The following is a 17,077-nucleotide window of genomic DNA, read 5'->3' as shown; positions in this document are numbered from 1 at the left end:
GAATTATGTATTTTACTGATTTTCGTGACGGCGAAGGGTGCAAATCCTATATCGTCGGCTGTCTCGACACCTGCGCCGCGGCAATCATCGATCCCGCGCTCGACCTCACCGATCGCTATGTCGGAGAGGTTGCCAGACAAGGCTTGCGGGTCCGCTACATCATCGACACCCACACCCATGCCGATCATTTCTCGGGGGCACAGGTCCTCAAACGCGCGTTCGGCGCTCCGATCGTCATGCATCGCCTGTCGCCGTCGCCCTATGTCGACCTTCATGTCGACGACGGTCATATGCTTCCGCTTGGCGCAATGCGCGTCCGGATCCTTCATACGCCCGGTCATACGCGCGACTCGATGTCGCTTCATATCGAGGACCGTGTTTTCACCGGCGACACATTGCTCATCGGCGGGACCGGGCGTACCGACCTTCCGAGTGGCGATCCCGAACAATTGTTCGACAGCCTGTTCGGCAAGCTGCTCGCCCTGCCCGACGACACGCTGGTGTTCCCTGCGCACGACTATAAGGGGCGCGAGCACAGCACGATCGGCGACGAGCGGCGCGCCAATCCGCGCCTCGCCAAAACCGACCGCGCCGAATTCGTCGCGATGATGAACAGTCTAAACCTTTCGGCGCCAACCCATTTGACCGAGGCGCTGCGCACGAACATGTCGGGAGGCAAGACGGTCCGCCAACTTCTCGTCGAGGCGAGCGCGCGCGTGCCCTTCATGGCACTCGAAGAACTCGACCGCCGCATTGCCGCGCGGCCCAATGACTTCGTCGTCCTCGACGTGCGCGAAAAGGATGCCTTTGCGGCGGGCCATGTTCCGGGCGCTATGCACCTTCCGCGCGGACAACTCGAACTGCGCGTCAACGAGCTGCTGCCCGACCCCAGCGTCGAGATCCTGACGATTTGCGAATTTGGCAAGATATCGACCCTTGCGGCAGCGACGCTGCGCGAACTGGGTTTCGAACGCGCCACCGCGCTCGACGGTGGAATGAAGGCGTGGCGCGACGCGGCCTATCCCGTCGAGGCATCGCCGCCCGCAAACTGACTGCATCAACGCGGTTTCAACGGAGCTCGCCCGATAATCCGTCCGCGGCGTCGGCGGAACCTGCGCGCGCGCAACACGTTCGAGAAAGGAACGTAACGACAGGGGAACATCGTTGAACATGGACCGCCTCCGGAGGCTCGAGACCTTTGCACGCGCGGGATGGTTTGCGCGAGGGGTCGTCTACTTGCTGCTGGCCTATCTCGCCTTTGCGACCGGGACGCGCGACGAAGGCACCGTCGGCGTGCTTCGCTATGTCCAAACGATGCCTGCGGGTGGAATCCTGCTTACGCTGCTCGCAATCGGACTATGTTTTTATGGCATTTATCGCCTGCATTGCGCACTATTCGATGGCGAAGGCAAGGGCGACGATGCGAAAGCGCTCGCGATCCGTACGGGCTATGCCGGCAGCGCGCTCGCGCATCTGGCCTTGGCATGGCTGGCGCTCAAGCTGCTGAATGGGCGTTCGCAGGAAGGTGGCGAGACCGAAAAAGGCGTCGCGCGCTTCATTCTGGAGCTTCCGTTCGGCGGAACCTTGCTGGGAATCCTTGGCGCAGCCTTTCTGCTCGCGGCCCTTCATCAGGGGCGCAAGGCCTGGACCGCGAGCTTCATGGCCGACATAGACCCCCGCGCGCCCTCGTGGGTGTGCCCGGTCGGGCAGGCGGGCACCGCGGCCCGTGCGGTTGTGTTCGCCATCGTCGGTTATTCGCTGCTCAGCGCCGGATGGTTCGCACAGGCGCACCACGTCAAAGGTCTTGACGATGCGCTCAGCGCGCTGCGCGGCCAGCCGCTGATCTATGCCTTCGTCATCCTCGGCCTTGCGATGTTCGGCCTATTGAGTCTCGTCGAAACACGCTGGCGCCGGATACGGAATGAGGATGTCGTCGCGCGGTTCAAGGCCGCTGTTCGCTAATCCTTGTCGCCGCGCACGCGGATCAGGCCGTTCGAGCGCATCGTCATGACGGGCTCGTCATTCTGGTTGAACACCGTGAGCTTTGACTTGAAAATCCCCATGTCGGGACGACTTTCCGAGCGGCGCTTTTCGAGCACTTCGGTTTCGCAGCGCAGCGTATCGCCCGGATAGACGGGTTTCAGCCAGCGTAGCTCGTCGATGCCTGGTGAGCCGAGGCCAGCCTGTTTGCGCTCGGTCATATGATCGACCATCATCCGCATCGCCATCGACGCGGTGTGCCAACCACTTGCCGACAATCTGCCGAAATAGGTCTTCGCCGCCGCATCGTCGTCGAGGTGAAAGGGTTGCGGATCGAACTTGCTCGCGAAATCGATCACGTCCTCGCGGTCGACGAGCTTGTTTCCGAACCGCTCGATGCGACCGACTTCGATATCTTCATAGTGCAGCATGGATGCGCCTATGCCGTGTCTCACGTCGCTTTGGCAAGGCGTCGATTGGCATCACGCCATTCTTACGCCCGCCACCCCGCGTTCGACTACGCCCGTCGCGCGTTTCGACAGGCTGTTTTCGGGCACCGTCACCCGGTCGACGACCATATAATGGGTCTGCCACGCCTCGCGATTTACCTCGCAAACGAGATAGCCGCGTTGATCGTTGGCAAATTTGAGTTCGGGATTGAGTTTCAGAAACTCGTCGGTGCCGCGGCGCTGGTCGCTGCCGTCGCCGCCGCTCGAGATCGACGTCGCGACGAATTCGGCGCCGACCACCTTGTCGCGTTGGACAAGGTCGCCGCAGAAGTTCTGATGTTCGTCGCCGGTCAGCACGATACAATTGTCTAGGCCCGCAAGGCGCGACAGGATACGCTGACGCGGCGCCTCATAGCCTGCCCAGCTGTCGAGGTTGACGATCTTCTCGGGTTCGTCGGCGCGCCGCCGTCGGTCGAGCGACATCATCGTCACCTGCTGCGCGATCGCGTTCCATGTCGCGCCGCCTTGCGACAGGTTGCGCGCGAGCCATTGCTCCTGCGCCTTGCCGAGCACCTCGGCATCCTTGGCGAACACTTCGGGGCAGGCAGGCTTGAAGCCGTCGCCGCACGGCTGGTCGTCGCGATACTGGCGCGTGTCGAGCAACTGCATCGCCATCAGGTCGCCATAGCGAAATTCGCGGTGCATCGCGACCATGCCGCCGCGCGGCAACAGCGCGCGGCGCACCGGCATATGCTCGTACCATGCCTGCATCGCCGCCGCCTTCTTGAGCATGAAGACATCGCCAGGCGCGGCGTCGGGGTTGTTTCCGGGCAGGTCGAGCCGCCAATTGTCGACGTCGGACACCCAGTCGTTGATCACCTCATGATCGTCGAAGCTCGCCAGATGGGCATGCTGCGCGCGCACCGCCTGCTGGTCGATGTCGAGCAGCGTCTGTGAATAGGCGAGGCGGAAATCGGTCAGGTCGAACAGCGCGCGCTGGGCATAGCGGCGCACCGGCCGCACCGGCAGCCCGTCGGGGAAGAGGTAATCCTGCTGATACTCATAGATGAAGTCGCCATAATGATAGACGAAGGCCAGATCCTCGCGCGCCATGTGGCGATAGGTGCCGTAATAGCCCGATTCGAGGTGCTGGCATCCTGCGACGCCAAATTTCAGCGCATCGACGCGCGCGCCGGGGCCGGGCAGGGTGCGCGCGCGCCCGCGCAGGCTGCGCTCGCCGCCCGCGGTGAAACGGTAATAATAGGGGCGGTCGGGCTTGAGCCCAGCCACCTCGACATGCACCGCATGCGCGAGTTCGGGCCGTGCAAGCACCGTCCCCTTCGCCGCGATCTCGCGAAAACCGCTGTCGGGCGACACTTCCCACTCGACCGGAACATTCGACAGCGGCATTCCGCCGTGGCGCTCCATCGGGTCGGGCGCGAGCCGCGTCCAGATAACGAAACCGTCGCTCGCCGGGTCGCCCGCTGCGACGCCGAGGCTGAAAGGAAAGTCGCGAAACAGCTTTTGCGCGCGGACGATGGCGGGAGCCGACAAGCCGGCAAGCGTTGCCCCGGCGATAAAATGGCGACGGCTGAACATGGTGCGGCTCCGTGTGGGCGAATCGACCAACCGTCGATAGCCGAGCGGCGCGCCACCGCAACTGTCCTAGGGCCAAGACCCATTAATTACGTGTTCGAGGCGTCGAAATGGCGAAGATTTCGGGTCCGGGCGGGTGCAGCGGGTAGCATCGCTACCCGCAAGGCCGCACGGGCGCGAGATCGAGGCCATTTCGGCGTCCCTCCGGGATTTGACCGATTTTGTCCAATGCTTCGTCGGCAAGCCTTGAAATATCGACATATTCCGTCGTCTTGCTTCCTCGCACTGAACAAAATCGCTTCAAACCTCGAACGCGTAATTAATGGGTCTTGACGCTAGAACCAGAAACGTACCCCGGCGACAAACGACGGGCGCGACGCATCCTCGCCTGCGCTGCGCGCCAGCCGCGCGGTGCGGCCGATCTTGCGTTCCCAAACGACGCCGACATAGGGTGCAAACTCGCGCACAAATTCGTAGCGCAGGCGTAGCCCCAGTTCGATGCTCGACAGCCCCGCGCCGACACCGGTCTCGGTGACGTTCTGCATCGCGAAATCGGCCTCGGCCATAGGTTGCGCGATCAGCCGCTGCGTGATGCGCTGGTCATAGCTGGCCTCGAACCGCGCGGTCACATCGCCCTTGTGCGACACGAACAGCGCGCCCTCGACCTCGAACCAATAGGGGGCCAGTCCCTCGATGCCCAATACGGCATGGGTTGGCGAAGCGCCGGGACCGAAATCCTGGCGAACGCCTGCTTGCACGTCGAAATAGGGTCCGATGGCGTGGCTCCACAATGCCTGCGCCTCGCCGCCCTCGAAATCTCCACCGAAAGCGCCTTCTCCCTCGCTTTTCAGCACCAGCCGATCGATGTCGCCCCCAATCCAAGCTTCGGCGTCCCAAGCATAACCGTCGGAGCCTTGCCCGGCGCGCCATTCGGCTTCGTCGATCATCAGCTTGGAAAATTTGCCGCCGCCATGCTCGGCATAGAGGCGCTCGCGCGGTCCTCGCATCGCGTCGGCGCCGAATATGGTGTCGGCGGCGTCGACGCGCGGTGGAGCGGGCGCAGCCTCGTTTCCGGGGGGATTGTCATGGCTGCCATGCGGGTCCGCCACTTCGGCAGAAGGGGTGTCGGACTTGCAATGGCCCATCGCAGCGTGTTCTGCAGTGCAGCCGCTGCTCGGCGGCGGCGAAGCGGCGGGAGGTTCGGGCATTGTGCAATGCCCCATCGCTGCATGGTCCGGCGTACAGGCAAGGGCAGGCGGGGGTACATGGCCGGCATGCGGCGGCTGTGCCGCGGCGAACAGGAGGGCGATCATGCTCATGCAGCATCCTCCGGCGCGCGGACGGTAACGACCTGCATCATTCCGGCGTGCATGTGATAGAGGAGGTGGCAGTGAAAGGCCCAGTCGCCCGGCGCGTCGGCGGTCAGATCGAACGTCACCTTGCCGCCGGGCTGGACATTGACCGTATGTTTGCGCGGCGCATGGTCGCCCTTTCCGGTCACCAGTTCGAAAAAATGGCCGTGCAGGTGGATGGGGTGGGTCATCATCGTGTCGTTGACCAGTGTCACGCGCACGCGCTCGCCCAGCCGGAAGGGGATCGGGTCTTTGACCGCGTTCATCTTCACCCCGTCGAACGCCCACATATAGCGTTCCATATTGCCGGTCAGATGGATCTCCATCGATCGTGAAGGCGTCCGCGTATCGGGGTTGCGGTCGAGCGCGACGAGATCGCGATAGGTCAGCGCGTCCTCCACATCCTCGAGGCCTTGTCCGGCCTCGCCGGTGCGGTCGACCGCCATCGGCGAAATGCTCTGGACCGCGGGGGTGTCCTTGACGGTCGGGGCGAGGTCCATGTCGCGCATACTGTGTTTCATCGCGCCATGATCGCCACCATGGTCCATCGCGCCATGGTCCATTGTTGCATGATCCATGCCGCCCATCGCACCCATTCCCATGTCCTTCATCGTGGCGAGCGGGCGTTTGCGAAGCGGGGGTACCGGCGCGGTCATGCCGGCGCGCGGCGCCAGCGTCGCGCGCGCCATTCCCGATCGATCGCTGGTCTCGCCAACCAGCGTATAGGCGCGATCCTCGGGCACGACGATGACGTCATAGGTCTCGGCGACGCCGATCTGGAACTCGCCGACCGTTACGGGGCGGACGTTCAGTCCGTCGGCCTGTACGACGATCATCTTGAGGCCGGGGATCCGGACATTGAAGATCGACATGGCGGAGGCGTTGATGATGCGCAGCCGCACGCGCTCGCCCGGCCGGAACAGCCCGGTCCAATTGTCCTGCGGGCCGTGTCCGTTGACCAGATAGGTGTAGGCGGCGGCGGTGACGTCGCTGATGTCGGTCGGGTCCATCCGCATCGCGCCCCACCGCAGCCGCTCCCCGAGCGTCTGGTCCTCGCCCGCGATCAATCCGCCGAGCGTCTGTTTCTGACGGTTGAAATATCCGCCCATCTGCTTGAGCTTCTTGAAGATGACATGCGGGTGCATCGGGCTGTGGTCGGACAGGACGATGACATGCTCGCGGTCATGTTCGACCGGGTCGGGGCCGGCGGGGTCGATCACGATTGGCCCATAGTGGCCGAGTTGCTCCTGCAGCCCCGAATGGCTGTGATACCAATAGGTGCCTGACTGCTGGACCGGAAATTCATAGGTGAAGGTCGTGCCCGGTGCGATGCCGGGAAAGCTGATCCCCGGCACGCCGTCCATATGAAAGGGCAGGATCAGCCCGTGCCAGTGGATCGAACTGTCTTCGTCCAGTGCATTTTCGACGTGCAGCCGCGCGGTCGTGCCTTCCCGCAACCGCACGAGCGGGCCGGGGATCGTTCCGTTGATCCCGATTGCATGGCTCGTCCGCCCGTCGATGGTCAGCATGCGGTGCGCAATCTTCAGCCGGATGTCGGTTCCGCTCACCGTCGGCAAACCCAACGAGACCGGCCGGGCCCACAGCGGAAGCCATGGTGCCAGCGCGGCCGCGCCTCCAACCGCAAGCAAGGCGCGGCGGTCGATCATCCGTGTCATACCACCATCCTCAGCATCCAGAGCGCCATGCCGATCATCATCAGATTTTCGGTCAGCGATACAAAGCCGAGCGGAACCTTGCTGCTGCCGCCGACGCATGCGCATTTGATGTCGCGCTTGTCGATATAGACCGCCTTGAATACCGAGACCGCACCGATGCTCGCTATGAACAGCGCGACCGGGATCGACAGCCACGGTAGCGCGTGCGCGGTCATCAGCACGCCCGCCAGCCCTTCGGCAAAGGGATAGATGCGGCCATAAGGCACCCAGCGGCGCGCGAGCAGGTCGTAATTCAGGAACATCGTCGCAAACTTTTCGACGTCCTGCAGCTTGAGCAGCGCAAGCACGATCATGCTGAACGAAATGAACCATTCAGCGGCGCGGACCGTGAAGGCGTCGCCATAGGCCGCAAAACTGGTCGCAAGCGCCATCAACGCGGTCATCGCGAACAGCGCCATCACGGGCGTATAGGTAGTGGCGTCGGGGTCGGCGACTTTCAGGCCAAAGTGTCGGCGGAGGTCGTCGTGGCCGCCGATCCGTTGCCCGTCGATAAAGATTTGCGGCGTGGTCTTCACATCATGCTTTGCCTTGAAGGCGTCGGTCTCGGCCCGTGTCGTCAGCCAACGGTCGTCGACCGCATAGCCTTTGCGTTTGAGCAGGTGGAGTGCCTTGAGACCGTAGGGACAGATATGGTCGGACATGACCATGCGATAGAGGGTTGCTTGCTGTGTCATGCCGCCCATATAGCGTCCGTACTATAGTACGGAGTCAAGCAGTGCAATTGACGATCGGCAAATTTGCGAAAGCGGGCGGGGTCGGGGTAGAAACTATCCGCTATTATCAACGTCGTGGGTTGCTCGGCACACCCGCGCGCAGCGGTGGCGACGGGTGGAGCGGGGGTATCCGCCGCTATGACGAAAATGACGTCCGCCGCCTGAAATTCATTCGCTCGGCGCAGGCATCGGGTTTTACGCTCGACGAAATCGGCGAGCTACTCGCGCTCGAACAGAGCGACGACCGACCGCGCGTGCGTGCGTTGGCGCGGCAGCGCATTGATGTGCTCGACGAAAAGATCGCCCAAATGACCGAGACCCGCGCTGCCCTGGCGCGTCTTGCCGATCAATGCGCCGCGAGCGACAAGGGGCCATGCCCGATATTGGCGGCGTTCGAGGGGTAAGACTCAGGCTAATCTTTGACAAAGGCGGATTTCGGGCGATCGATGTCATCGTCTCCCACCACATATCGTCATACCGGCGAAGGCGCGAACCCAGGGCGAGCGTAGGCTGCCCCCACTCTGGGTTCCCGCTTTCGCGGGAACGACGAAAGTTGGTGATGCCCGCTTCTCGCCCATGCGGACGTGGTAGTAGCGACGTCTAGCTATGCAGGAAGTGCATCACGTCGCCGTCCTGCACGACATAGGCCTTGCCCTCGGCGCGCAGCTTTCCGGCCTCGCGCGCCTTGGCTTCGCCGCCGAGCGCGACATAGTCGGCATAGGCGATGGTCTCGGCGCGGATGAAGCCCTTCTGGAAGTCGCTATGGATCTCACCCGCTGCTTCTGGAGCGGTCGCGCCCTTGTGGACGGTCCACGCGCGCGCTTCCTTCGGCCCGACGGTGAAGAAGGTCAAAAGGTGGAGCAGCTCATAGCCTGCGCGGATCACGCGCGCGAGGCCGGTTTCATGGAGGCCCATTTCTTCGAGGAACAGCATGCGCTCGTCGGCGTCCATGCCGACCAACTCGGCCTCGATCGCCGCCGACACGATGACCGCCTGCGCGCCCTCCGCCTCGGCGCGTGCGAAGACCGCAGCGCTGTGGGCGTTGCCATCGGCTGCCTTCGCCTCGTCGACGTTGCAGACATACAGCACGGGCTTGGTGGTCAGCAGCTGCGCTTGCTTGAGGATGCGTTCCTCCTCGACATCCTTGGGTTCGGTCAGCCGCGCAGGTTTGCCGGCGCGCAGCAGATCGAGCGCCTGGCCGAGCACCGACGCGGCCGCCTTGGCTTCCTTGTCGCCGCCGGTCGCCTTTTTCTGGAAGGCGGGAACGCGCTTTTCCAGACTTTCGAGGTCGGCGAGCAGCAGCTCGGTCTCGACCGTCTCGGCATCGGCGACGGGATCGACCTTGTTCTCGACATGCTGGATGTCGTCATCCTCGAAACAGCGCAGCACATGAACGATCGCGTCGACCTCGCGGATGTTGCCGAGGAACTGGTTGCCCAGTCCTTCGCCCTTCGACGCCCCGCGCACGAGGCCGGCGATGTCGACGAAGGCAAGTTGCGTCGGGATGATCTTCTGGCTCGACGCAATGGCTGCGAGCTTGTCGAGCCGCTCGTCGGGGACGGCGACATTGCCGATGTTCGGCTCGATCGTGCAAAAGGGATAATTCGCCGCCTGCGCTGCCTGCGTCTCGGTCAGCGCATTGAACAGCGTGGACTTGCCGACATTGGGCAGCCCGACGATCCCGCATTTGAAACCCATAAACACTCCATGAGGTCCGGCGTCGCGCCGGTCGTTGCCCGCGCCCCTAGCGCCTCAAGGTCGCGCGCGCCAGCCTTTGTGGGCGAATGCGGCAGTTGCCAAATGTTCAGCCTTGGGCTTCTATTGCGCAGCCATGCGTTCCTATCTCTTCCCGACCGTCGCAATCGCGGCGCTCGCACTGGCAACGACCGTCGCCGCGGCGCCAAACAGGTTCGAGGCAGTCGTGCTCGGCGAACTCAATCGCTTTCGCGGCGATCCGGCGGGCTACGCTGACGTATTGCGCGGCTATCGCCCGCGTTTCGAGGGGCGGTTGCTGCGCGGCAACGGCAATGGCGAAATCGACATTTTGACCAATGAGGGCGTATCCGCCGTCGACGAAGCGATCCGCGACCTTCGCGGCGAGCGACCGCTGCCGCGCCTCGATCCGAGCGATATGCTGGCGCGTGCGGCTGCCGACCATGTCGCCGACCAGTCGCGCTCGGGCGCGGTCGGCCATTACTCGCGCGGCCGCGGTCCCGGCGAGCGGATGAAGGCGCGCGGCGGCGGCCCCTATGTCAACGAAGTGATCACTTATGGCCATCACGAACCCGCCGGTGTCGTCCATCAGTTGCTGATCGACGATGGCGTTCCGGGGCGCGGTCATCGGCACAGCCTGCTCCGCGCGACGCACCGCTATGCCGGCGTCGCGTGCGGCCGCCACCCGGTCCATCGCACGATGTGCGTGATCATGATGTCGCAAACGCCCGACGGATCGCCGCCCCCACCGCCCAAGCGGTGACGCGCGCGGGCGATCAGTCGTGGACCGCCTTGACGAGTGGACCGAGGGCGCTGCCGCCGAGCCAGGCAAGCTGCGTTTCTGCCGACACGCGATTGATTGCTTCCTGCGGCTTGTTGCCCGGGTGCACCGCGCGGCGTAGCGGGCGCTTGCCCACCGGCATCGCCATGATCTCGGCAATTGCGCGCGGGACGTCCATCGGGTCGGCGCTGCGTCCGCTGCCGTCTTCCGTTCCCATGCCGCGCGTAAAGGGTTCGTAGGCCGCGAGCAGCGCAGGCTCGCTCCGTTCTTTGAGCGCGCCGGTATAGGCGTTGCGATTGACCCAGACCTTGGTCGGATAGCCGCCGGGCTGGATGATCGTCACGTCGATGCCGTGCGGCACCAACTCGTATGCAAGCTGCTCGGACAGCGCCTCGACCGCAAATTTGGTGGCCGAATAATGGCCGCCGCCGGGGATGATGACGCGCCCGAGTTGCGACGAGATATTGAAAATCTGGCCGACCTTTGCCGCGCGCATCTGCGGTAGCAGCGCGCGCAGCATCCGCTGGATACCGAAAACATTGGTGTCGAAGATCAGCTTGGTCGCTTCCATATCCTGCACCTCGACCGGCCCGGTGATGCCGATGCCTGCATTGTTGACCAGCGTGTCGATGCGCCCGTCCGCAATCTCGAGCGCCTTTGCGGCGCCGCCCGCGACCGAGGCGTCGCTGGTCACGTCGATTTCGACGATATGAAGGTCGAGTCGGTCCTTCGCCGCTTCGCCGGCAAGGCTTTCCGCCTCGGGCCGCGGCACCCCCCGCATCGTCGCGATCACCTTCGCGCCTAGCCGTGCATAATGCAGCGCGCCGAGCCGCCCGAAGCCGCTCGAACAGCCGGTGATAAGGACAGTTCGGCCTTTGAGCGAAGGCGCCTCCTGGGCGCGGAGTATGGCGGGTGCCGCGGCCGTCAGCGCAGCCGCTCCGATCATCAACTCGCGGCGGGAAGGGGAAGGGCGGTCGGTCATGAGCGATTCCTTTCGCCCGCGACCATGCCTCAATTTTGCAGCGCATCCAAATGGGAGGGGGAGTCGCAATCAGGGCTTCGGTTCGCCATCATATCATTCAAGGTTTGATCCGAAATCTAGCTTCCCGGCGCAGCGCAACGGACGCCGAGAAGATCCAATCCAAGCCACGACTTGCCGCGCCAGAAAATTCAGGCACAATGAGTAATGCCTTGGCGTCTGTCCTGCATTCTGTTTAGTTTGCTTGTGACCCTGTTCGCAGCGCATGTTGGCGCGCCCCGTTTCGACCTTATCGTCCTTGCAGTTACACTTTCAGGGTTGGTCGCCCTGCTTCACGGCGCGAGATTCCTCGCCGCATTTGTGTTCCGTCGAGCAGAAGCAAACAGCTGGCCAGTAGTAATGGCGCTATGGGACGGTGCGCTCGTATCAGCGGCCCTCGCATTCTCAGCGAGCTTCGGCGTGCTGAAATCACAGATACCGACCGTTAATCCGTTCTGGGCCGATGACTTGTTTACCCAAATGGACACAGTGCTGTTCTTCGGCAAACCTTGGGAACTGTCACACAAAATCATTCCGTCGTTCGTCACACCGGCCATAGACTTCGTTTATTTCCTATGGTTGCCGATGCTGCTAGCGACGATTCTCATTGTCGGAATGTTCGCCCCCGAAGAAACGAAGCGGCGATTTTTCGTCAGCTACCTTGCGGCATGGTCATTGCTTGGTCTTGTCATCGCAACCGCATTTTCGTCTGTTGGCCCGATATTCGGCGATCTGGTCGGCGGGCAATCGTTCCTCCCTGCGAACGCCCCTTTTGCACACGCTGCGTCGGCCTATCTCCGCGAGGGCTATGTCAACAGGGCCGCCAATGTTGGACAGGGCATTTCAGCCATGCCGTCGATGCACGTCGCAATGGCGTGGCTTTATGTCCTCTGCTTTCCGAAATTGCGGATTCTAACCGTTCCCTTTTTCGCGTTTATCGCGGTCGGGTCGGTCCATCTTGGCTGGCACTATGCGATCGATGGCATCGTCGCCGTTATCGGGGTAGCGGCGATTTGGTCTTCATCTCGCCGTCGGTCTAGCGAGGCTGAGCGTGACAATCACCGCGTTGCGATGGATGGTCATGGAGTGCGTGCCGTTCATGCTTTTCGAATTACGCTGAACCGCCTGCGTTCGCGATGACGTCGCATAAGTCGCGATAAGCGCGCTCGCGAACGGCATTTCGCGCGTCTCGATCGTCGTTGTAGTTGGCTCTCTAAATTGTTCGGTCCGTCGTCATACTGGACGTAGGGATTGCTGGCAGCGGGATTTCCGCCTCAACGTGTCGCTGCGATTGTTAAGGTGATCGGAAGCAGTCGGCGCGACGGTCTGCGACAGCGCAGTTGTGCAACTGATATTTGCTCCAATCAAATCCGGCGTGACGAAATAAAAATGCTCAACCGTTGAGCCGCAGCGCCAGGTCGTTCTGGAAGCGCACCTCGTCGCCATCCGCCAGCCACGGCGCTTCAGCCGCGATGGCGCCGAGCAGGTCGGTCAGCGGTTCGATCTCGCTCTTGTGATAATTGCCGAGGACATGGCCGGTCACGCGGTCCTTGTGCCCCGGATGTCCGATGCCGATGCGCACGCGGCGGAAATCGTCGCCGATATGCGCGATCATGCTGCGGATGCCGTTATGGCCCGCCGCACCGCCGCCCTGCTTGACCTTCACCTTCATCGGCGCAAGGTCGAGTTCGTCGTAAAATGCGGTGACGCCCTGCGGCGTCAGTTTGAAGAAATCCATCGCGGCGCGCACGCTGCGCCCGCTTTCGTTCATGAAGGTACCGGGCTTGAGCAGCAAGATACGCTGCGAACCGATGCGCCCATCCTGAAGCCAGCCCTGGAATTTCTTCGCGGGCGCGGGATATCCGTGCATGTCGGCGATGACGTCGAGCGCCATGAAGCCGACATTGTGGCGGTGCATGGAATATTGCGGCCCGGGATTGCCGAGGCCGACCCAGAGCTGCATGGCGGCGTCCCTCCCGGCTCTGTCGGGGATCGCCCCTTCCCACGCAGGGGAAGGGGCGAGTCCGGTGGATCAGGCTTCTTCGCCGCCCTCGGCTGCGTCTTCGCCGCCTTCGGCTTCGGCCTCGCCTTCGTCCTTCGACGTATCGCCATCGCTCGATTTGAGCGCCGACGGGGCAACGATGGTGGCGATGGTGAAGTCGCGGTCGGTGATCGCGCTTTCGACGCCCTTCGGCAGCGTCACGTTGCTGATGTGGATCGAATCGCCCACGTCAAAACCGGTGACGTCGATCGCGATTTCGTCGGGCATCTTGTCCGCATCGCAAACGAGCTCGAGCTCGTGGCGAACGATGTTGAGCACGCCGCCGCGCTTCAGGCCGGGCGACTTTTCTTCGTTCTGGAACACGACCGGAATCGCGACCTGCACCTTGGCATCCTTGGCGATGCGCAGGAAGTCGGCGTGGACCGGGCGATCCTTGACCGGGTGGAAAGCGACGTCCTTGGGCAGCGTGCGGATCTGCTTGCCGCCAACATCGATCATCACGACCGAGTTCATGAAGTGACCCGTCATCAGCTGCTTCATCAGCAGCTTTTCTTCGACATGGATCATCAAGGGTTCTTCTTTGCCGCCATAGACGACGGCGGGGACGCGGCCATTGCGACGCAGGTCACGCGAGGCTCCCTTGCCTCCGCGTTCGCGCGTCTCGGCCGTCAGCGTCAGCTGATCGCTCATATCATTTCTCCGAGAAACAGTTACACAGTTCCGCCACGCCTCCAGGGATGACCATGACGGAAGCGCGGGCGCATAGCGGGGAACGGACCCAAAAGCAAGCGCGTCTCTGGTGCCAGGCTTTCGTCGGCGGAAGGGATTCGGAACCTTCGCTTCGCATCCCGTTCCCGCCGTTTCGGTACAATATGCCTTGCCTCGCCCCATGATAAGGCGCCATCGTGGATGCAGGGTGAGCAGGGGACGGGGCGATGGCGGCACCATTCGGGCATGGGCAGCTCAAATTCCTGAAGGCATTGACCGAAGCGCTGTTTCACGGCGCCGAAATGGCGATCAGCGCCGATCAGGTCGTGGCAAATGTCGCCGAACTGTTCGGTAAGGTCGGCGGGACCAAGCTCGAGGAGATGCGCGTCTCGCTTGCCGCGACCGAATTCGTCCTCGGGCCGATGTTCAGCGAGGTCGGCGTCGCAACGCGCGTCGCGCGGATCGAGGACCGGCTGCGCGACAGCCAGATCGACCTGTTCCAGGACATGGGGCGGCTGCGCGGCATCATCTATGCCTGTTACTACGGCCATTGGCTGCCGGGCGGCGAGGATCAGAATGTCGGCAACCCGGTGCATCGCCAGATCGGCTTTGCGCTCCCGAAATTTCGTGCGCGCGGTCCCGGCGAGATGCCGATCACCCGCGTCGAGGGGCGCGAGATCGATCCCGCGCATATATTGGATGCCGACAGCCTCGACGACCGCTATGACGTGATTGTTGTCGGGTCGGGTGCGGGGGGCGCGGTCGCGGCCTGTAATATTGCGGCGCAGGGTTATAAGGTGCTGATCGTCGAGGCGGGGCCCTTTTACCCGTCGCCCGCGATCACGCATCACGAGCTCGACATGATCGCGCGGCTTTACAAGCATGGCGCGGTGCAGACGACGACGAACCGCGATTTCGTGGTGTTCCAGGGGCGCTGCGTCGGCGGATCGTCGACGATCAACAACGGCATCTGCCTGCGCGTCAACGAGGAGGGGCGCACGCATCCCGACGCGCTCGACGTGCTGGCAGAATGGGCGAGCATCGGCGCGCCGGTCGACCGCGCGGCGTTCGACGCGAGTTATGACGCGGTGCAGGCGAAGCTCGGCATCGCGCGGATCGAGCCGCGGAGCGGGCGGCACAACGGCCCGCACCTGATGAACGGGTGGCATGCCTATGCCGCGACCTCGGCCGACCCCAAGGATGCGCGCGCGGTCGCCGACTGGTTCGACAAGAATTTCGGGCCGCCGGGGACGCCGAACGCCTGCGCCTATTGCGGCTATTGCAATTCGGGCTGCGCCTATGGGCGCCGCATGGGCGTCGCGCAGACCTATTTGCCCGAGGCGTGCCGCGACCATGGCGCGCGCATCCTGCCCGGCACCAAGGCCGACCGCATCCTGTGGCAGACCGCCTATGACGGCCGGCGCGAGGCCGAGGCGGTCCGGCTGGTGCTGCCCGACGGGTCGCGGCGGATCGTCGGCGCGCGCGTCGGCGTAGTTGTCGCGGCGGGCGCCATCGCCTCGTCGAAGCTGCTCGACCGCAGCGACATCGACGGCACGGGCTATCAGGTGTCGCTCAACGTCGCCTCGCCCGTCGTCGCGCTGATGCCCGAGGGCGTCGGCGGCAGTGCGTGGGACGAGGACCAGATGTCGAGCTATGTCGACTGCGGCGACTTCCTTCTCGAAAGCCATTTTCAGCCGCCGATGTCGATGGCGTCGCTGATGCCCGGCTGGTTCGCCGATCATGCCGCGCGGATGAAAAATTACGGACGCGTCCATTCGGCGGGCGTGCTTGTCCCCGCCGACCGGCGCGGGCAGATCGACGACGGCAAGCTGAAGTTCCGGCTCGACACGCAGGACGACCTGCCGCTGCTCCGCCGCGCGATGGCGACGCTGACCAAGGTGCATTTCGCCGCGGGAGCGATCGAATGTTATCCTGCGCTGGCGAAGGGGCAAAAGGTGACGCCCGACATGGACATCGACGGCTTTTTCGCCGCTGCGATCCGCGAGCAGGACGATGTGACGCTGTCGAGCAGCCACCCGCACGGCGGCAATGCGATGCACGAAAACCCGCAGCACGGCGTCGTCGACCCCGCCTGTCGCGTCCATGGCACGACCAATGTGCTCGTCACCGACGCGAGCGTTTTCCCCAGCTGCATCCGCGTCAACGCGCAATGGACGACGATGGCGATGGCGCATTATGCAACCGGGCGGGGTGATCCCTTCCGTTAGGGGGCCGACACGCCTACATGGCGCGCACCATGAGCTTCACCGTTGCCGCCCTTTATCGCTTTGCGCCGTTCGACGACCCTGCCGCGCTGCGCGCGCCGCTACTCGCGCTTTGCGAGGAGCGGGGGATCAAAGGCACGCTGCTCCTCGCGCGCGAAGGGGTGAACGGGACGATCGCGGGGACGGCTGACGGGGTCGCGGCGGTGGTCGACCATATCCGCGCGCTCCCCGGATGCGCCGACCTCGACGTCAAATATTCGGCCGCGGCCGCGATGCCCTTTGGCCGGATGAAGGTGCGGCTGAAGAAGGAAATCGTGACGATGAAGGTGCCGGGCGTCGACCCCGCGCGCGAGGCCGGCGCCTATGTCGCGCCCGCCGAGTGGAACGCGGTGGTCGACGACCCCGACACCGTCGTCATCGACACGCGCAACGATTTCGAGGTCGGATATGGCAGCTTCGACGGCGCGGTGAACCCGCACACGAAAAGCTTTGGCGACTTCCCCGGCTGGTGGCGCGCCAATGCCGACCAATTTGCGGGCAAGCGTATCGCGATGTTCTGCACCGGCGGCATCCGCTGCGAAAAGTCGACCGCCTTCCTGAAAAGCGAAGGCGTCGACGATGTCGTCCACCTGAAGGGCGGTATCCTCGCCTATCTCGAACAGGTGCCGGAGACCGAGAGCCGCTGGCACGGCAGCTGCTTCGTCTTCGACGAGCGCGTCAGCGTCGGCCATGGGCTGGTCGAGGTCGGGGAGAAGGAATAGCCGCCAAGGCTGGCGGGCGCGCGGGGCTGCCCTGTGGCTGTCG

General features: G+C 63.6%; 16 protein-coding genes. 7 read left to right on the top strand and 9 right to left on the bottom strand.

Features of this window, described 5'->3' with window-relative positions; genetic code table 11:
• Positions 1 to 5: 5 nt before the first annotated feature.
• Positions 6 to 1,052, top strand: coding sequence for an MBL fold metallo-hydrolase (locus tag JI743_RS03915; protein ID WP_201926119.1), 1,047 nt, complete (start codon positions 6 to 8; stop codon positions 1,050 to 1,052).
• A 118-nt stretch (positions 1,053 to 1,170) separates the two neighbouring features.
• A complete protein-coding gene (locus JI743_RS03910) occupies positions 1,171 to 1,962 on the top strand; it encodes a DUF1206 domain-containing protein (RefSeq protein WP_201926117.1) in 792 nt (263 codons plus the stop codon).
• Here the strand turns inward: JI743_RS03910 and JI743_RS03905 are convergent.
• The 5 genes from JI743_RS03905 to JI743_RS03885 all read right to left on the bottom strand — a co-directional run bounded on the left by JI743_RS03905 (position 1,959) and on the right by JI743_RS03885 (position 7,787).
• Positions 1,959 to 2,411, bottom strand: coding sequence for a MaoC family dehydratase (locus tag JI743_RS03905; RefSeq protein ID WP_201926115.1), 453 nt, complete (start codon positions 2,409 to 2,411; stop codon positions 1,959 to 1,961). The genes JI743_RS03910 and JI743_RS03905 overlap by 4 nt on opposite strands.
• Positions 2,412 to 2,462: 51 nt before the next feature.
• Positions 2,463 to 4,028 (bottom strand): alkaline phosphatase D family protein, encoded by a 1,566-nt coding sequence (locus tag JI743_RS03900; protein ID WP_201926113.1) that lies wholly within the window; start codon positions 4,026 to 4,028, stop codon positions 2,463 to 2,465.
• A gap of 332 nt (positions 4,029 to 4,360) precedes the next feature.
• Complete coding sequence (locus JI743_RS03895; protein ID WP_330901894.1) at positions 4,361 to 5,344, bottom strand: copper resistance protein B; 984 nt, start codon at positions 5,342 to 5,344, stop codon at positions 4,361 to 4,363.
• Complete coding sequence (locus tag JI743_RS03890; RefSeq protein ID WP_201926111.1) at positions 5,341 to 7,053, bottom strand: copper resistance system multicopper oxidase; 1,713 nt, start codon at positions 7,051 to 7,053, stop codon at positions 5,341 to 5,343. Before JI743_RS03890 ends, JI743_RS03895 begins: the two co-directional genes overlap by 4 nt.
• Positions 7,050 to 7,787, bottom strand: a complete 738-nt coding sequence (locus tag JI743_RS03885; protein WP_236659678.1) for a MauE/DoxX family redox-associated membrane protein — start codon at positions 7,785 to 7,787, stop codon at positions 7,050 to 7,052. The genes JI743_RS03890 and JI743_RS03885 overlap by 4 nt, the downstream gene beginning before the upstream one ends.
• A gap of 41 nt (positions 7,788 to 7,828) precedes the next feature.
• Between JI743_RS03885 and JI743_RS03880 the strand changes: the two genes are divergently transcribed.
• Positions 7,829 to 8,230 carry a MerR family transcriptional regulator gene (locus JI743_RS03880; protein ID WP_201926109.1) on the top strand — a complete coding sequence of 134 codons (402 nt, stop codon included), beginning with the start codon at positions 7,829 to 7,831 and terminating at the stop codon, positions 8,228 to 8,230.
• Positions 8,231 to 8,426: 196 nt separating this feature from the next.
• On the opposite strand, the gene ychF is transcribed toward JI743_RS03880, so the two are convergent.
• A complete protein-coding gene (gene ychF / locus JI743_RS03875) occupies positions 8,427 to 9,524 on the bottom strand; it encodes a redox-regulated ATPase YchF (protein ID WP_201926107.1) in 1,098 nt (365 codons plus the stop codon).
• Positions 9,525 to 9,657: 133 nt separating this feature from the next.
• On the opposite strand from ychF, the gene JI743_RS03870 reads away from it, so the two are divergent.
• Positions 9,658 to 10,302, top strand: a complete 645-nt coding sequence (locus JI743_RS03870) for a CAP domain-containing protein (RefSeq protein WP_201926105.1) — start codon at positions 9,658 to 9,660, stop codon at positions 10,300 to 10,302.
• Positions 10,303 to 10,315: 13 nt separating this feature from the next.
• Here the strand turns inward: JI743_RS03870 and JI743_RS03865 are convergent, their stop codons facing one another.
• Positions 10,316 to 11,302: an SDR family oxidoreductase gene (locus tag JI743_RS03865; protein WP_201926103.1), complete on the bottom strand. Its 987-nt coding sequence runs from the start codon at positions 11,300 to 11,302 to the stop codon at positions 10,316 to 10,318.
• A 243-nt stretch (positions 11,303 to 11,545) separates the two neighbouring features.
• Between JI743_RS03865 and JI743_RS03860 the strand changes: the two genes are divergently transcribed.
• Positions 11,546 to 12,478 (top strand): phosphatase PAP2 family protein, encoded by a 933-nt coding sequence (locus JI743_RS03860; protein WP_201926100.1) that lies wholly within the window; start codon positions 11,546 to 11,548, stop codon positions 12,476 to 12,478.
• Positions 12,479 to 12,731: 253 nt separating this feature from the next.
• Here JI743_RS03860 and pth read toward each other — a convergent pair whose 3' ends face one another.
• Together pth and JI743_RS03850 are read right to left on the bottom strand one after the other, a co-directional pair.
• Complete coding sequence (pth, locus tag JI743_RS03855) at positions 12,732 to 13,301, bottom strand: aminoacyl-tRNA hydrolase (RefSeq protein ID WP_201926098.1); 570 nt, start codon at positions 13,299 to 13,301, stop codon at positions 12,732 to 12,734.
• A gap of 69 nt (positions 13,302 to 13,370) precedes the next feature.
• Complete coding sequence (locus JI743_RS03850) at positions 13,371 to 14,030, bottom strand: 50S ribosomal protein L25/general stress protein Ctc (protein WP_201926096.1); 660 nt, start codon at positions 14,028 to 14,030, stop codon at positions 13,371 to 13,373.
• A 245-nt stretch (positions 14,031 to 14,275) separates the two neighbouring features.
• Here JI743_RS03850 and JI743_RS03845 point away from each other — a divergent pair, with 245 nt between their 5' ends.
• Both JI743_RS03845 and trhO read left to right on the top strand, forming a co-directional pair.
• Entirely contained in the window at positions 14,276 to 16,276 is a 2,001-nt protein-coding gene (locus JI743_RS03845) for a GMC family oxidoreductase N-terminal domain-containing protein (protein ID WP_201926094.1), read from the top strand.
• Between the two features lie 29 nt (positions 16,277 to 16,305).
• A complete protein-coding gene (gene trhO, locus JI743_RS03840) occupies positions 16,306 to 17,034 on the top strand; it encodes an oxygen-dependent tRNA uridine(34) hydroxylase TrhO (RefSeq protein WP_201926092.1) in 729 nt (242 codons plus the stop codon).
• The last annotated feature ends 43 nt before the right edge of the window (positions 17,035 to 17,077 follow it).

Origin of the sequence: Sphingopyxis jiangsuensis, from assembly GCF_016734905.1 — a bacterium.
Lineage (GTDB): Bacteria > Pseudomonadota > Alphaproteobacteria > Sphingomonadales > Sphingomonadaceae > Sphingopyxis > Sphingopyxis jiangsuensis.
Note: the sequence above shows the minus strand (reverse complement) of the source record. Positions and strands in the feature narration are given on the sequence as shown.

What these genes read in the sequence shown, in the direction of transcription:
- JI743_RS03915 (WP_201926119.1), top strand. Translation starts at nt 6, where the DNA reads ATGTATTTTACTGATTTTCGTGACGGCGAAGGGTGCAAATCCTATATC.
- JI743_RS03910 (WP_201926117.1), top strand. Translation starts at nt 1,171, where the DNA reads ATGGACCGCCTCCGGAGGCTCGAGACCTTTGCACGCGCGGGATGGTTT.
- JI743_RS03905 (WP_201926115.1), bottom strand. Translation starts at nt 2,411, where the DNA reads ATGCTGCACTATGAAGATATCGAAGTCGGTCGCATCGAGCGGTTCGGA.
- JI743_RS03900 (WP_201926113.1), bottom strand. Translation starts at nt 4,028, where the DNA reads ATGTTCAGCCGTCGCCATTTTATCGCCGGGGCAACGCTTGCCGGCTTG.
- JI743_RS03895 (WP_330901894.1), bottom strand. Translation starts at nt 5,344, where the DNA reads ATGAGCATGATCGCCCTCCTGTTCGCCGCGGCACAGCCGCCGCATGCC.
- JI743_RS03890 (WP_201926111.1), bottom strand. Translation starts at nt 7,053, where the DNA reads ATGACACGGATGATCGACCGCCGCGCCTTGCTTGCGGTTGGAGGCGCG.
- JI743_RS03885 (WP_236659678.1), bottom strand. Translation starts at nt 7,787, where the DNA reads ATGACACAGCAAGCAACCCTCTATCGCATGGTCATGTCCGACCATATC.
- ychF (WP_201926107.1), bottom strand. Translation starts at nt 9,524, where the DNA reads ATGGGTTTCAAATGCGGGATCGTCGGGCTGCCCAATGTCGGCAAGTCC.
- JI743_RS03870 (WP_201926105.1), top strand. Translation starts at nt 9,658, where the DNA reads ATGCGTTCCTATCTCTTCCCGACCGTCGCAATCGCGGCGCTCGCACTG.
- JI743_RS03865 (WP_201926103.1), bottom strand. Translation starts at nt 11,302, where the DNA reads ATGACCGACCGCCCTTCCCCTTCCCGCCGCGAGTTGATGATCGGAGCG.
- pth (WP_201926098.1), bottom strand. Translation starts at nt 13,301, where the DNA reads ATGCAGCTCTGGGTCGGCCTCGGCAATCCCGGGCCGCAATATTCCATG.
- JI743_RS03850 (WP_201926096.1), bottom strand. Translation starts at nt 14,030, where the DNA reads ATGAGCGATCAGCTGACGCTGACGGCCGAGACGCGCGAACGCGGAGGC.
- JI743_RS03845 (WP_201926094.1), top strand. Translation starts at nt 14,276, where the DNA reads ATGGCGGCACCATTCGGGCATGGGCAGCTCAAATTCCTGAAGGCATTG.
- trhO (WP_201926092.1), top strand. Translation starts at nt 16,306, where the DNA reads ATGAGCTTCACCGTTGCCGCCCTTTATCGCTTTGCGCCGTTCGACGAC.